This window comes from Streptomyces sp. NPDC005408 (assembly GCF_040606445.1).
In the GTDB taxonomy this organism is placed as follows: Bacteria; Actinomycetota; Actinomycetes; order Streptomycetales; family Streptomycetaceae; genus Streptomyces.
In genome coordinates, this window is the sequence record NZ_JBEXEX010000007.1 from 1 (window position 1) to 14,568 (window position 14,568).

Genomic DNA, 14,568 nt, shown 5'->3' on the forward strand with positions numbered 1-14,568 from the left:
GTGGCGGACACCTCTGGCGCCGGAGCCTCGCCTGCCGCGTCGCCGGACAGGGTGCGCCCGCCCGGGCGCACGCCGGGCAGCCCTTGCCCAGCGAACTCGGGAGGAACCGGCGTTGCACGTCCAGGAGTGGCTCGAGACCGTCCCTGCGGTCAGCATCTACCTCCTGGTGGGGGTGGTCATCGGCCTTGAGAGCCTCGGCATCCCGCTGCCGGGGGAGATCGTCCTCGTCAGCTCGGCCCTGCTCGCCTCGCAGCACGGCGAGATCAATCCGTACATCCTCGGCGCCTGTGCCTCGGCCGGCGCGATCATCGGCGACTCGATCGGCTACGCCATCGGTCGCAAGGGCGGACGGCCGCTGCTGGCCTGGCTCGGCGGGAAGTTCCCCAAGCACTTCGGTGAGGCGCAGATCGCCATGGCCGAGCGGTCCTTCGAGAAGTGGGGCATGTGGGCGGTCTTCTTCGGCCGCTTCGTCGCACTGCTGCGTATCTTCGCCGGGCCGCTCGCGGGCGTCCTGCGCATGCCGTACTGGAAGTTCCTCATCGCCAACGTCCTCGGCGGAATCATCTGGGCGGGCGGCACGACCGCCGTCATCTACTCCGTGGGCGTCGTCGCCGAGGCCTGGCTCAAGCGCTTCTCGTGGCTGGGGCTCCTCCTCGCCGTGCTGATCGGACTCACCTCGATGCTCGTGCTCAAGAGCCGGGCCAAGAAGGCCGCCGCGCAGGCGCAGGCCCGTCCGGCTGACGAGCCGGAGCCCTTGCCCGCCACCGACTGAGCGGCACGGTCCGACCCGTACAACGCGGTCCGAACCAGGTTCGAACCGGCCTCGACAAGGAGCACAGGCGATGGCAGGACAGGCACTGATCGCGGCAGTGGGCGGCAAGAAGCCGAGCATCGCGCCCGACGCCTTCACCGCTCCCACGTCCGTCGTGATCGGTGAGGTCACCATGGCCCCGGGCTCCAGCGTCTGGTACCACACGGTGCTGCGCGCGGACTGCGGCCCGATCGTCCTGGGCGCCGACACCAATATCCAGGACAACTGCACGGTCCATGTCGACCCGGGCTTCCCTGTCACCGTGGGCGAGCGCGTCTCGGTCGGTCACAACGCCGTGCTGCACGGTTGCACCGTCGAGGACGACGTACTGGTCGGCATGGGTGCGACCGTCCTCAACGGCGCTCACATCGGTGCCGGTTCGCTGATTGCCGCCCAGGCGCTCGTACCGCAGGGGATGCGCGTACCGCCCGGCTCGCTCGTCGCGGGTGTGCCCGCCAAGGTCAAGCGTGAGCTGACCGAGGAGGAGCGGGAGGGCATCAAGCTCAACGCCGCGATGTATCTGCTGCTGGCCAAGGGGCATCGCGAGGCCACGGAGACCGACTGAACTCCCGCAGGTTTCCCAGCGGGAGCTCGACCCGGCCGCAGCCGGCTACACGGGCGGTCCGCCTGGGGAGGCGGGCATGACAATCTCGGCCGCCACCACGCTGCCCGCTTCGAGCCGGCGCGTGGTGGTGCGGGTCGCGAAAGCGTCGACGAGCCGGAGTCCATGACCGAGGTCGGCGTGGGCATCCAGCGGCTCCGTCCGCCGTACTGAGCGGTGCTTCCACCGCCCGCCGTCCCTGACCTCGGTGATCAGGGTGTTCCCACGCACCCTGATGGCCACTGCCACCCACGTGCTTCCGCTGTGCAGCACCACATTGCTGACCAGTTCGGTGACGATCACCGCAAGTGCCTCGTGGAAGTCGTCGTGGAGTCGCCACCGCTGCGCGACGGCGCGGGCGAAGTGCCTCAGCGTGCGCGCGGCTTCCGGCGTCGCCGACATCGCACACTGGGCCAGACCCGAAATTCCGCCATGCGGCACCCGGCCGGTAGGCGGATGGTGGGAGGACTCCTCTGCTGATGCGATCACTGTCGGCTCCTTTTGCCCAGGTGATGCCCGGGCGCTGGGTCTAACCTCGTGGGCGGCGCACAGTCCGCGCAATTGGGGAGACTGAAGTACGGATACGTAAAGAAATGAAATGCCCGGAAATGTCGAGGAGGGTGAGCTGGTGAGCACGCTCAGTGACGAGGCCTGGGAACGGTGGCTGAAGCAGACCCTCGACCGCCCCACCCGCCAGCCGGCCCTGCTGCTGATCGAAGGAGTGGCGGGAACCGGCAAGAGCCGGCTGGTCGACCGCCTGCTAGACGCCTCCGAGACGGGCTCACGGCCACGCGTCGTCCTGACCTTCACCGCCTCCGGCACCGCACTGGCACATCACCCCGCGCATCCGCCCCGCCCCGAGGCGGGCAGCGACGGGCCCGTCGGGCGCGCCCGCCTCGAACCGCCCCCATTGCCGCCGCGCATCTATCCGGAGGCAGCCGCCCTTGCAGAGGAACTGGCACCGCTGCTGGAGTCCGGCGGCCCGGTACTGCTGATCGCGGAGGACGTGCACCGCGCCGACCCCGGCAGCCAGGACCTGCTGCGCCGCCTCCTCGAGCGGCCGCCCGCCGGGCTCGCGGCCGTACTCGTCTACCGGCCCGAGGAGCTGGCCGAACCCGGTCTGGTGCTGGGCAGGCCCGTCGCCTACCCGGCCCGGCTGTCCCTGCTGCGCATACGTCTCGAACCGCTGGACGCCGAGCAGGTGCGCCGGCTGATCGAGGATCGGCTGGGCCCCGAGAGCTGCCCGCCGGAACTGGTCGTCCGGATTCACGAGCGTTCCGCCGGAATCCCGCAGGTCGTCGTCGACCTGGTGCGCCAGCTGGAGGACATGTGCGGCCCCAGGGAGCGGTACACCGCACGGGACGTGGACGCCACGGGGACTCCCGTACGGCTGGCCGAGCTGGTACTCGGCCGGCTGGCCGCGCTGGCGCCCGAGCACCGGGCCGTCGCCCGAGCTGCGGCCGTACTGGACGAGCCCAGCACCGCCGATGACCTGTACGCGGTGGCCGCGCTGCCCGCGGAAACAGGGCGCCAGGCCCTCGTGGCGGCCCTGCGCGGAGCCGTACTCCAGGAGACCGGCAGCGATGTGTACGGATTCCCCTCGCCGCTCGCAGGCACGGCCGTCTACCAGGAGCTGCCCGGGCCACTGCGCCAGGACATGCACCGCCGGGCAGCCACCGTCCTCGCCCGCCGCCACCCCGTCCCCTGGGCCCGGCTCGCCACACACCGGCACCGCGGCGGCCAGCTGCGCGGCTGGCTGAAGGCCGTTGAGAGGGCCGCGGAGCAGTCCGCGGAGGCCGGTGAGCACCAAAGGGCCATGGACCTGCTGGAACATGCCCTGTCCCACCCCTCGGTCCCGCGCGAGGTGCGTGCCCGCCTCGCGCCACTGCTGGCCCACAGCGCGGTGCTCGGGCTGCACACCGACCAGACCGTGCAGGTGCTGCGGCAAATCCTGGACGACCAGTCCCTGCCCCCGGCCGTACGCGGCCAGATCCGGCTCGACCTGGGACTTGTTCTGTACAACCAGGCCGGTATGGGGCTTCAGGGCTGGGTGGAACTGGAGCAGGCGGTCGACGAGCTGACGGAACGTCCGGCCCTCGCGGCACGCGCCATGTCGGCGCTCGCCATGCCCGTGATGTCCGCGGTTCCGCTGGAACGCAATCTGCACTGGCTCGAAAAGGTCCAGAAGATGGCAGCCCGCAGCGACGACGCCGAAGTGCGCACGGCGGTCGCCGCCAACTGCATCGCCGTACAGCTGGAGATCGGGGATCCCTCGGCCTGGGACGTGCTGGAACGGCTGCGCGCGGACACCGATCACCCCGACCGGCTCACGCATGTGGCACGCGGCCTGGTGAACGCGGCGGACGCCTCCCTGTGGCTCGGACATCTGCAGCGCGTCGGAGATCTGCTGGAGGAAGGGCTCGATCTGGCGGCCCGCAGTGGTGCGTCCTACGTCGAACAGGACGGGCGCGGCACCGTTCTGCTGCTGGACTGGATCACCGGCCAGTGGGAAGGGCTGGCAGGCCGCGCGCGTACCTTCGTCGCCGAGACGGGCGTCATGCCGGGCCCCGCGGCCGACGCCCGGATCGTCCTCGGCATGCTCGCCCTGGCGCAGGGCGAATGGCAGCAGATGGCGGCCTGGCTGTCGGGCGACGGGCATCCGCTGCCCGTCGGCTCACCGCTGCCGCATGTGGCCGCGGCCGCCGGTGCGTTGGTGCGCACCGCACTCGCCCGCGGTGATGTCGACACCGCCGCGTCCGAGGCGGCCGACGCCTGGGACAGGCTGCGTGACAAGGGCGTCTGGGTGTGGGCCCCGGAGCTCGCGCCCTGGGCCGTCGAGGCGACCGCCCGCGCGGGGCGCCGGCAGGCGGCCGAAGACATGCTCGCCGAGTTCGAGACCGGCCTGAAGGGCAATCTCGTCCCGTCGGCCGTGGCGGCACTCCACTGGTGTCGCGGCGTCCTGCTGGAGACGGCGGGTGAACAGGCTGAGGCGGTGCCTCACTTCCGCGAAGCGGCGGCCATGTACACGGAGATGCCCCGCCCGTATGCGGCGATCCTGACCACCGAGGTCGCGGCCCAGTGCGTACTTGAGTCGGGCACGAGCACCGGCGCCGAGGGTGCCGTGGAAGACCTGGCCCTGTGCGTCCAGCAGCTGACCGATCTCGGCGCGGGCTGGGACGCGGCACGGGTACGGGCGACACTGCGGGCTCATCAGCCCGCGGCGGAACAGCGCCCCCGTGGCCGCCCGAGCTACGGGGACCAGCTCTCCCCGCGCGAGCAGGAGGTCGTCGACCTGGCCTCCGCGGGGCTCACCAACCGGGAGATCGCCGCGACGCTGCACCTGTCGCCGCGTACCGTGGAACAGCATGTCTCCCGCGCTCGCCGGAAGCTCGAATCGCAGTCCCGGCAGCAGCTCAGCCGGACCAGGAACCACCGCCCGGGCTGATTTATTTGCGTATCCGTAGATCGCCTCCACGGATATGCGCCCGTCTGGCTGCGGCATAGCTTCCAGGCACCGAAAAGCGGAACGCACCGTTGCCGCGTCTCGTCGTGGCAGCAGAGTGCCCGCTTCGGTGCTGTGCCCGGGATTGCCGGAAGGCCGGGGCGAGTGCGGGCCACGTCCCCCACCACGGTGGCCGCCCTCGTTGAGGCAAGGGGGGTCCGGCCCCGGGCACGGTCTTCGTCGCTGACGGACAATCAATGACCTTGTGTGCTGCGCGGTGGGGTGAACATCACAGCCAACCGCCGTGATCAGGCCAGGTGGGCGGACTACCGTGTGCGGGTGCCCAAGAACCGAAACATGTTCTCATCGCTTGCCGCCTGGCGGCGCCGCGTCCTCGCGCGCGCCGTGCACCGCGGCTGGCGCTGGGTGCAGGAGGCGGGCGCCGTCACGGCGGAGCACCCCGGCCGGCTGCGGTTTCGCCGGCTCGGCTCCGGCACCCGGCTCGCCTTCCCGCAGGGCACCGTCTTCGGCGAGGCGTGGATCGAACTGGGCGACCACTGCATCATCGCCGAGCAAGTGACCCTCACGGCCGGGATGATGCCCGGTCTTGACCTGGGCGCCGAGCCCATACTGACGCTGGGCAACGGCGTGGTTCTCGGCCGCGGCAGCCATGTCATCGCCGACACCCGGGTGACCATCGGCTCGGACACGTACTGCGGGCCGTATGTCTACATCACCTCGACCAACCACAGCTACGACGACCCTCATGAGCCGGTCGGCAAGCAGTGGCCGCGAACCGAGCCGGTCGACATCGGCCCTGGATGCTGGCTGGGCACCGGAGCGGTGATCCTTCCCGGCGCTCGGCTCGGCCGCAATGTGGTGGTCGCGGCGGGCGCTGTCGTACGCGGCGAAGTCCCCGACCACTCGGTGGTAGCGGGGGCTCCCGCCCGTGTCGTACGCAGTTGGGATCCGGTCCAGGGCTGGCAGCCTCCGCTGCGTACGCCGGCTCCTGTGCCGATCCCGGAGGGCGTCACCCCCGAACAACTGCTGGCGCTCGCGGAGTTGGACCCGGACGCCTCCTAGGGCCTAGCCGGTGGCCAGCAGTACGGTGCCCACCAGCGCGAGCCCCGCGCCCGTCGCCTGGACCACACGCAGCCGCTCCTTGAGCATCATGAGCGCGGCGAGGACCGTCACCACCGGGTAGAGGTTCGCGAGTACGGCGGCGATGGTGACGGGGCCGTGCTGCGCGGCGATGGAGTAGGTGCCGTTGGCCGCGACATCGGCGAGCCCGACGAAGGCGAGCGCCGGGAGCGAGGCGAGGACGACCCGCATCCCGCCGTCCTCGGGCAGCGCCCGCGCCCCGCGCTTCACCGATACGAACAGAGCCGCGCCGCCGACCGTGACATTGGTGACGCGCTGTACGAACAGGGCGAGGAAGAGCCCGGTGATCGTGGTCGAGGCCTCGGCGATCAGCGCCATCACGGCACCGAAGCCGAAGGCGGCGAGGAGGGTGAGCAGGATGGCCTGACGCTGCACCGGCGCACCGCGCAGCTGGGGTCCGCCCGCCAGCACGATCCCTGCCACGGCGACTGCGATTCCGGCGAACTGCAGCAGCCCGGGCCGCTCACCGAGGGCCAGCCCGACGCATACGGGCACCGCGACGCCCAGTGACCCGAGCGGGGAGACCACACCCATCGGGCCAAGGGCGAGCGCCTTGTAGAAGGAGAGCATCGCCACCGGGCCGACGACGCCCGCCGCGACGGCGTACCAGAGCTGCGGTCCGGCCTCGTCCAGGCCGCCCGTGGCGATGACGATCGCGCCGAGGACCATCACCGCGATCGCCTGCGAGGCGACGACGACCGTCAGGGCCGGCATGCGACGCGTCAGCAGTCCGCCGCCGAAGTCTGCCAGCCCCCACAGGAAGCTGGTGGCCAGCGCGAACAGTGCGGTCATGGCGGGCCTCGCAGTACAGTGCAGTGAACGTTTGGGTGCATCACACGGTAGTGCACTGTATTGAACTCTGTCATCCAGAATATTGGACGGAACGTGTCGGACCTCGACCAGCTCACGCAGTCGCTCGCCCGCAATCTCAAGCGCTGGCGCGGCGAGCGGGGGTTCACGCTCGATGCCCTCGCCGCCCGGTCGGGGGTCAGCCGCGGCATGATCATCCAGATCGAGCAGGCGCGCACGAATCCGAGCGTCGGGATCACGGTGAAACTCGCCGACGCGCTCGGCGTCAGCATCACCACGCTCCTCGACTACGAGCAGGGCTCTCAGGTCCGCCTCGTACCCCCGGAGCAGGCCGTCCGCATGTGGTCCACATCGACCGGCAGCTACACCACTCTGCTGGTCGGCACCGAACGCCGCGGGCCCCTGGAACTGTGGGCCTGGAAGCTGATGCCCGGCGACACCAGCGAGTCCGACCCGCACCCGGAAGGGACGATCGAAATGCTCCACGTCACCGCGGGCGAGCTCACGCTCGTCGTCGACGGCGAGCCCCACACCGTACCGTCAGGCACGTCCGCCACCTTCGAGGCGAACGTTCCGCACGCCTACCGGAACGAGGGGGACGAGGCGGTGGAGATGACGATGGCCGTCTCCATCCCGCCCGTACGCTGAGACGGCCAATCGTGCCCGGCGGCGGCGCTGTTAGCGTGACGGCATGCGCGCTCCGATGGGGAACTTCGACGACGCCCGGCCCGCCCCCGACTGCCTCGAACTGCTCACCCGGCCCGTCGCGGACGCCGTGCGCGCGTGGCACGGCGACATCCCGGTGGAACAGCTGATCTACGTCGACACCGACCCGGAGATCGCGGACACCGCCGTCTTCGTGGAGCACTACGGGCAGGAGCTGCTCGAACAGTCGGCGAACTGCGTGGTGGTGTCGGGCAAGCGGGGCGGCGAATCGACGCTCGCGGCGTGTGTGGTCCTGTCGAGCACCCGAATCGATGTCAATGGCGTGGTCCGCAAGCAACTGGGCGCCCGCAAGGCGTCGTTCGCGTCGATGGACACGGCGATCGTCGAAACGGGGATGGAGTACGGCGGCATCACGCCCATCGGGCTGCCCGCCGGCTGGCCGCTGCTCGTCGACTCGGCGGTGGTCGACTCGGAGTGGGTCCTGATCGGCAGCGGGCGCCGGCGCGGCAAGCTGATCGTGCCGGGGAAGGTGTTCGCGGGACTGCCGGGCGCGGTGGTCGTCGAGGGCCTTGGAATCGGCCCTTCCTGACCTGCCGGTCCCCCTAACCCAGCCGCGGTATCTCGATCGCCGGGCAGCGGTCCATCACCATGTCCAGACCGCCCGCACGGGTGCGCTCGTACGCGTCCTCGTCGATCACACCCAGCTGGAACCAGACCGCCTTCGCGCCGATGGCCGCCGCCTCGTCCGCGACCGGTCCGGCGAGGCCCGAATTGACGAAGACATCGACCACGTCGATCGCGAAGGGGATGTCGGCGAGCGTCGCGTAGCCCTGCTCGCCATGGACCGTCTCGGCCTTGGGGTGCACCGGGACGATGCGCTTGCCGTAGCGCTGGAGGACGTCGGCGACCCCGTACGCCGCCCGCGACCGGTTGTTCGACAGGCCGACCATCGCCCAGGTGTCGCCCGTCGAGGTGAGAATCCTGCGGATCGTCTCTGCGTCTGCGTACATGCACGGGACAACGGGCGGCCCGCGCGGAGCATTCCCCTCCGGTCGGTCTGTGTCTGCGCGGCGCATAGGGTGGCCGGATGCAGGAGCAGTACCGGACGGTGTCCCGCGAGGGTGTGCACGAGACCGAGGTCAACAGATCGCGCTTCATCTGCGCGCTCGCGCCCGCCGCGACCGAGGAGGAGGCGCAGGCCTTCGTCGCACGCATCCGCAAGGAGCACCCGACCGCCACGCACAACTGCTTCGCGTACGTGATCGGCGCCGACGCCTCCGTGCAGAAGGCGAGCGACGACGGCGAACCCGGCGGGACCGCGGGTGTCCCGATGCTGCAGATGCTGATGCGGCGTGATGTTCGTTATGCCGTGGCCGTGGTGACCCGGTACTACGGCGGTGTGAAACTCGGCGCCGGCGGGCTGATCAGGGCGTACGGCGGAGCTGTCGGCGAGGCCCTGGACGTGCTCGGCACCATCACCCGGCAGCGCTTCCGGCTTGCCACCGTCACCGTCGACCACCAGCGCGCGGGCAAGCTGGAGAACGATCTGCGGGCGACCGGGCGGGCTGTGCGCGAGGTGCGGTACGGGGAGACCGTGACCATCGAGATCGGGCTGCCGGACGCCGATGTCGATGCCTTCCGCAGCTGGCTGGCCGACGCCACGGCGGGGACGGCGGGACTGGAGCTGGGGGGCGAGGCGTATGGAGACGCCTGAAGCCGCCCGTGATGTCAGACCCCACCGATACTCTCGGGGATCATGAGATTCCTGCATACGTCGGACTGGCACTTGGGGCGGTCGTTCCACCGGGTGAGCATGCTCGACGCCCAGGCCGCGTTCCTCGACCACGTGGTGGCGACGGTGCGCGATCGCGACGTGGACGCGGTGCTGGTCGCGGGAGATGTGTACGACCGGGCGGTGCCGCCGCTCGCCGCCGTCGAGCTGTTCGACCGGGCGCTGCACCGGCTCGCCGCCGTGGGTGTGCCGACCGTGATGATCTCCGGGAACCATGACTCGGCGCGCCGGCTGGGTGTCGGGGCCGGGCTGATCGAGCGCGCAGGGATCCATCTGCGTACCGATCCGGCCGGGTGCGGCACACCGGTTCTAATGAGCGACGCCCACGGGCCAGTGGCCTGCTACGGACTGCCCTATCTCGAACCCGCCCTGGTGAAGGACGAGTTCAGGACGGAGAAGGCGGGACACGAGTCCGTCATCGGTGCGGCCATGGAGCGAGTGCGGGCCGACCTCTCGACCCGGGAGGCGGGCACCCGGTCCCTCGTCCTCGCCCATGCCTTCGTGGCGGGCGGCGAGGAGAGCGACAGCGAGCGGGACATCACGGTCGGCGGTGTCTCCGCCGTGCCCGCCGGTGTGTTCGACGGCGTCGACTATGTCGCCCTCGGCCATCTGCACGGCTGCCAGACCGTCACCGATCGCGTGCGCTACTCCGGATCGCCGCTCGCCTACTCCTTCTCGGAGACCCGCCACCGCAAGACGATGTGGCTCATCGATCTCGGCGCGGACGGCGAGATCGGCGCCGAGCGCATCGACTGTCCTGTGCCGCGGCCGCTCGCGCGGCTGCGCGGAGCGCTTCAGGAACTGCTGGACGACCCTGCGCTCGAAGGGCACGAGCAGTCGTTCCTCGAGGCCACCCTCACCGACCCCGTCCGCCCGGCCGAGCCGATGGCGCGCCTGGCGGAGCGGTTCCCGTACACCCTGAGTCTCGTCTTCGAACCCGAGCGGTCCGACGACGGCGAGGTCGCCTCGTACGCACAGCGGCTCAAGGGTCGCGACGACCACCAGATCGCCGAGGACTTCGTGGCCCATGTGCGCGGCGGCAGCGGGCCCGACGGTCTGGAGCGCACCGTGCTGCGCGGCGCCTTCGACGACGTACGGGTGGCCGAGGGCGTACGCGAGGTGGCCAGGTGAGACTGCACAGGCTGAGCGTCACCGCCTTCGGGCCGTTCGGCTCCAGCCAGGAAGTCGACTTCGACGCGCTGTCCGCGGCAGGGATCTTTCTGCTGCACGGGCCGACCGGTGCGGGCAAGACCTCCGTCCTCGACGCGGTCTGCTTCGCGCTGTACGGGGCGGTGCCGGGCGCGCGGCAGAGCCCGGGCGCGTCACTGCGCAGCGACCACGCGGCGGCCGGGACCTTCACCGAGGTCTGCCTCGAACTGACCGTCGGAGGGCGGCGGTTGGAGATCCGGCGCCGACCCGCGCAGCCTCGTCCCAAGCGCAAGGGCGCGGGCTTCACCACCGAGAAGGCTCAGAGCTGGCTGCGTGAGTACGACGCCAAGGAAGGCGCGTGGAAGGCGCTGAGCCGGTCCCACCAGGAGATCGGCGAGGAGATCGCGCAGCTCCTGGGGATGAGCCGCGAGCAGTTCTGCCAGGTGGTGCTGCTGCCACAGGGCGATTTCGCCCGCTTCCTGCGCGCCGACGCGGAGGCGCGCGGCAAGCTGCTCGGACGGCTCTTCGACACGCGCCGCTTCGCCGCGGTCGAGGAGCGCCTGGCCGACCGGCGACGCGCTGCCGAGCAGCAGGTACGGGCCGGTGACGAGCGGCTGCTCGCGATCGCCCACCGGATGGAGCAGGCCGCGGGCACGGTTGCGGGGGACTGGCCGCCGCCGAGGCAGCAGCCAGGGGATCCCGGACTCGCCGCGGCCGTCCTGGAGTGGGCGGCCGTCGCCCGCGCGGGCGCCCGCGAAACGCAGGACATCGCCGGCTGCGCGCTCTCCGCGGCCGAAAGCCGGCAGGCGGCCGCCCGCCATGCCCTGGACGCCGAGCGCGAACTGGCCGGGCTGCAGGCGAGATACGAGGACGCACGGAGGCGGGGTGAAGCCCTGGAGGCTCGGCGTCCGGAGCGTGAACAGCTCCAGGCCAGGCTGGAACGCGCCCGGAAGGCGGAGCGCGTGGAGCCCGCGCTTTTGCTGCGTGACGACGCCGAGCGGGAGCACCGGGGCGCCCACACGGACCGGGATCGGGTACGTGCCGGGCTGCCGCCCGAACTCCAGGACGCGGGAGCGGAGCAACTGGCGGCCCTGGAGCGGAAACTGCGCCAGGACCTGGGCGGCCTCGAAGCCGCCCGGCGCGCGGAACGGCGCAGCACGGAGATCACCCGCGAGCGGGCCGACCTCGACCGTCAGGCCCGGGCGGACGACGACATCCTCGAGGATGCGGCGGCCTGGCTGGCGAGCTGGGAGACGGTCAGGCGCACCCATCAGGAACGGATCGCGGCCGCGCAGGAGGCGGCGACGCGCGCCGAACACCTCGCGGGGAAGCTCGAGCCCGCGCACCGCAGGGCACGGGCGGCCCGCGAACGGGACGAGCTGGCGGCACGCACCGTGCAGCTGGAGGAACGGCTGCGTACGGCCCGCGAGCGTGCGAACGCGGCGCGCGAGAGCTGGCTCGACCTCAAGGAACGCCGACTGCGGGGCATCGCGGCGGAGTTGGCGACCGGCCTGGTCCCCGGCGAGCCCTGCGCGGTTTGCGGCTCGCCGGACCACCCCGCCCCGGCCCGCGCGGGAACCGGCCACGTGGACCGCGCGGCGGAGGACGCGGCCTACCAGGACTACACGCGCGCGGAGGCCGCCAAGACGGAGACGGAACGCGAACTGGCGGTGGTGCGCGAGGCGTTCACGACGGCGAGTGAGCAGGCAAGGGCCACCGCCTCGGGCGAAGGCGGCTCGCCGCTCCTCCCCGACACCGAAGCCGACACCGGAGCCGACACCGCCCCCGATGCCGCCGAGCTGTTCGCCCTCGTCGAGAAGTTGGAGCGCGAGTACCACCACGCGCACGGCGTCGCCTCCGGCATGCACGACGCGCGTGAGGCGCTCGACCGCGCCGAGCGGGAGCACCAGGGGCGGCTCGATGCGCAGCAGCAGGCCGAGCGGCGGGTCGCGGCGCGGACCTCGCAGCGGGAAGGGCTCGACCGGGAACAGGCCGCGCTGGAAAGCGAGTTGGCCCGGGCCAGGGGTGGCGCGGGCAGTGTCGCCGAGCATGCCGCGCTGCTGGAGCGGCGGGTGCGGCTGCTCGCCGACGCCGCCGAGGCCGTACGGTCCTTCGACCTCACCGCGCAGCGGCTGAAGGAGGCCGACGACCGGTTGGCCGACGCCGCGTTCCGGGCCGGGTTCGACACACCGCGCGCTGCGGCCGCCGCGCTGCTCGGGGCCGCGGAGCACCGCGAGCTTCAGCACCGTATCGACGCCTGGCAGACGGAGGCGGCCGCCGTCGCCGACCGGCTGGCCGAGGCGGACACACGGAGCGCCGCGGAGCATCCGCCCGCCGACCCGGAAGCAGCCCGCGCCGCCCACGACGATGCAGAGCGAGCGCTGCGCAACGCAGCGTCCGTGCTCGCCGCCGCCCGCTACCGGTGCACCGAACTCTCGAAACTGTCGCGCCAGGCCGTGGCAGAAGTACACAGGCTCGGCCCGCTGCGCGACGAGTACGACCGCGTCGCCCGCCTCGCCGCGCTCACCGCCGGCACGTCCGCCGACAACGAACGCAAGATGCGCCTCGAGTCGTATGTGCTCGCGGCCCGCCTCGAGCAGGTCGCGGCCGCCGCCACCGCCCGCCTGCAGCGCATGTCGTCCGGCCGCTACACCCTGGTCCACAGCGATGCCAAGGCCGGCGGCAAGCGCTCCGGGCTCGGCCTGCATGTCGTGGACGCCTGGACCGGAAGCGAACGCGACACCGCGACGCTGTCCGGCGGCGAGACCTTCTTCGCCTCGCTCGCCCTCGCGCTCGGCCTCGCCGATGTCGTCACCGACGAGGCCGGTGGCGTACGACTGGACACCCTCTTCATCGACGAGGGCTTCGGCAGCCTGGACGACCAGACCCTCGACGAGGTGCTCGACGTTCTCGACTCGCTGCGTGAAAGGGATCGCAGCGTCGGCATCGTCAGCCATGTCGCCGATCTGCGCCGCCGGATCCCCGCCCAGCTGGAGGTCGTCAAGGAACGGCACGGCTCTGTCGTGCGGCTCCTCTCGACCCCGCTCAGCGGCTGATCGCCCGCCGCGGGAGAGGTGAGGAGTAGACGACGCTGGTCGTGACCGACCCCAGCGCGCCGATCTTGCCGGAGACCTCTTCGAGATGGGTCATCGAGCGGGTCGCGACCTTGAGGACGAAGCAGTCGTCGCCGGTCACATGGTGGGCCTCGAGGATCTCCGGGGTCGTCTCCAGCAGATCGTGGAACGGCTTGTAGTTGCCGTTCGGATAGCGCAGCCGCACGAAGGCGAGGATCGGCAGTCCCAGCCTCTCCTGGTCGACCACCGCCGTGTAGCCCGCGATGACTCCCCCTTCCTCCAGCCGCCGCACCCGCTCGGTGACGGCGCTCGCGGACATGGAGACGGCCCGTGCCAGCTCGGAGAAAGTGGCCCGGCCCTGGTGCTGCAGGGCATGCAGGATGCGCCAGTCGGTGGCGTCCGGTGAATATCCGGTCATGTCCGAGAGATAACAGGGGATTCCCCGGCCGATCAAGACAAGCCCCGGGAATTCTCACTTCAGCCGGACGATCACGGACCGTAGATTTTCAGTCATGACCACGACGCAGCTCACCGCGAACCCCGTCCTCCGCGTGCCGCCGGCCTCGCCCGCCGCTGCCGCCGCGTACTTCGGTGCCAGTCTCGCCTTCCACGCCGATGTCTCCGACGTCGCCTCGGCGCTCGCGGCGGGTGGCGACCCCGGATTCGTCGTTCTCGACTCCCGTTCCACCGAGTCCTGGGACCAAGGGCACGTCCCCGGTGCGATCCATCTGCCGACCGCGCTGATCCCCGAGCAGGCCGAGCAGCTGCTGGACAAGTCGGTACCGGTCGTTACGTACTGCTGGGGTCCGGGCTGCAACGGTGCGACCCGCGCCGCGCTCGCTCTCGCCGAACTGGGCTACCAGGTCAAGGAGATGCTCGGCGGCTTCGAGTACTGGGCCCGTGAGGGCTTCGAGTTCGAGACCTGGGAGGGCAGCCGGAAGCGGGAGGCCGACCCGCTGACGGCGCCGGTCGACGCGGACGACTGCGGCTGCTGAACCCGTACGGGGGACGGCTGGGCAGAGGGGGCCGCGGGCTCAGGCCTCGCGGCCGAGCCCGGACGCA

General features: G+C 71.3%; 14 protein-coding genes. 10 read left to right on the top strand and 4 right to left on the bottom strand.

Going from position 1 to position 14,568, the window contains the following annotated elements:
• Window positions 1-112: 112 nt before the first annotated feature.
• Complete coding sequence (locus ABZS64_RS09335) at window positions 113-772, top strand: DedA family protein (RefSeq protein WP_355825451.1); 660 nt, start codon at window positions 113-115, stop codon at window positions 770-772.
• A 70-nt stretch (window positions 773-842) separates the two neighbouring features.
• Window positions 843-1,376 carry a gamma carbonic anhydrase family protein gene (locus ABZS64_RS09340; RefSeq protein ID WP_355825453.1) on the top strand — a complete coding sequence of 178 codons (534 nt, stop codon included), beginning with the start codon at window positions 843-845 and terminating at the stop codon, window positions 1,374-1,376.
• Between the two features lie 45 nt (window positions 1,377-1,421).
• Here ABZS64_RS09340 and ABZS64_RS09345 read toward each other — a convergent pair whose 3' ends face one another.
• Window positions 1,422-1,901 carry an ATP-binding protein gene (locus tag ABZS64_RS09345; RefSeq protein WP_355825455.1) on the bottom strand — a complete coding sequence of 160 codons (480 nt, stop codon included), beginning with the start codon at window positions 1,899-1,901 and terminating at the stop codon, window positions 1,422-1,424.
• 139 nt (window positions 1,902-2,040) lie between these two features.
• Here ABZS64_RS09345 and ABZS64_RS09350 point away from each other — a divergent pair, with 139 nt between their 5' ends.
• Window positions 2,041-4,857: a LuxR C-terminal-related transcriptional regulator gene (locus ABZS64_RS09350; RefSeq protein ID WP_355825458.1), complete on the top strand. Its 2,817-nt coding sequence runs from the start codon at window positions 2,041-2,043 to the stop codon at window positions 4,855-4,857.
• Between the two features lie 336 nt (window positions 4,858-5,193).
• A complete protein-coding gene (locus ABZS64_RS09355; RefSeq protein ID WP_355825461.1) occupies window positions 5,194-5,937 on the top strand; it encodes an acyltransferase in 744 nt (247 codons plus the stop codon).
• 3 nt (window positions 5,938-5,940) lie between these two features.
• On the opposite strand, the gene ABZS64_RS09360 is transcribed toward ABZS64_RS09355, so the two are convergent.
• Window positions 5,941-6,807 carry a DMT family transporter gene (locus ABZS64_RS09360; protein WP_355825463.1) on the bottom strand — a complete coding sequence of 289 codons (867 nt, stop codon included), beginning with the start codon at window positions 6,805-6,807 and terminating at the stop codon, window positions 5,941-5,943.
• Window positions 6,808-6,900: 93 nt separating this feature from the next.
• Between ABZS64_RS09360 and ABZS64_RS09365 the strand changes: the two genes are divergently transcribed.
• Window positions 6,901-7,473, top strand: a complete 573-nt coding sequence (locus ABZS64_RS09365) for an XRE family transcriptional regulator (protein WP_355825466.1) — start codon at window positions 6,901-6,903, stop codon at window positions 7,471-7,473.
• A gap of 43 nt (window positions 7,474-7,516) precedes the next feature.
• Complete coding sequence (locus ABZS64_RS09370) at window positions 7,517-8,080, top strand: YbaK/EbsC family protein (RefSeq protein ID WP_355825469.1); 564 nt, start codon at window positions 7,517-7,519, stop codon at window positions 8,078-8,080.
• Between the two features lie 13 nt (window positions 8,081-8,093).
• Here ABZS64_RS09370 and ABZS64_RS09375 read toward each other — a convergent pair whose 3' ends face one another.
• Window positions 8,094-8,501 carry a CoA-binding protein gene (locus ABZS64_RS09375; RefSeq protein ID WP_355825470.1) on the bottom strand — a complete coding sequence of 136 codons (408 nt, stop codon included), beginning with the start codon at window positions 8,499-8,501 and terminating at the stop codon, window positions 8,094-8,096.
• A gap of 77 nt (window positions 8,502-8,578) precedes the next feature.
• Here ABZS64_RS09375 and ABZS64_RS09380 point away from each other — a divergent pair, with 77 nt between their 5' ends.
• Genes ABZS64_RS09380 through ABZS64_RS09390 form a run of 3 tightly spaced genes read left to right on the top strand, consistent with a single transcriptional unit; the run spans window position 8,579 to window position 13,488 of the window.
• Window positions 8,579-9,205, top strand: coding sequence for a YigZ family protein (locus ABZS64_RS09380; RefSeq protein WP_355825473.1), 627 nt, complete (start codon window positions 8,579-8,581; stop codon window positions 9,203-9,205).
• A 42-nt stretch (window positions 9,206-9,247) separates the two neighbouring features.
• A complete protein-coding gene (locus tag ABZS64_RS09385; RefSeq protein WP_355825476.1) occupies window positions 9,248-10,414 on the top strand; it encodes an exonuclease SbcCD subunit D in 1,167 nt (388 codons plus the stop codon).
• Complete coding sequence (locus tag ABZS64_RS09390) at window positions 10,411-13,488, top strand: SMC family ATPase (RefSeq protein ID WP_355825479.1); 3,078 nt, start codon at window positions 10,411-10,413, stop codon at window positions 13,486-13,488. The genes ABZS64_RS09385 and ABZS64_RS09390 overlap by 4 nt, the downstream gene beginning before the upstream one ends.
• Here the strand turns inward: ABZS64_RS09390 and ABZS64_RS09395 are convergent.
• A complete protein-coding gene (locus tag ABZS64_RS09395; RefSeq protein ID WP_355825481.1) occupies window positions 13,478-13,924 on the bottom strand; it encodes an Lrp/AsnC family transcriptional regulator in 447 nt (148 codons plus the stop codon). The two genes, ABZS64_RS09390 and ABZS64_RS09395, sit on opposite strands and share 11 nt — an antisense overlap.
• A gap of 94 nt (window positions 13,925-14,018) precedes the next feature.
• Here ABZS64_RS09395 and ABZS64_RS09400 point away from each other — a divergent pair, with 94 nt between their 5' ends.
• Window positions 14,019-14,501, top strand: a complete 483-nt coding sequence (locus ABZS64_RS09400) for a rhodanese-like domain-containing protein (RefSeq protein WP_355825484.1) — start codon at window positions 14,019-14,021, stop codon at window positions 14,499-14,501.
• The last annotated feature ends 67 nt before the right edge of the window (window positions 14,502-14,568 follow it).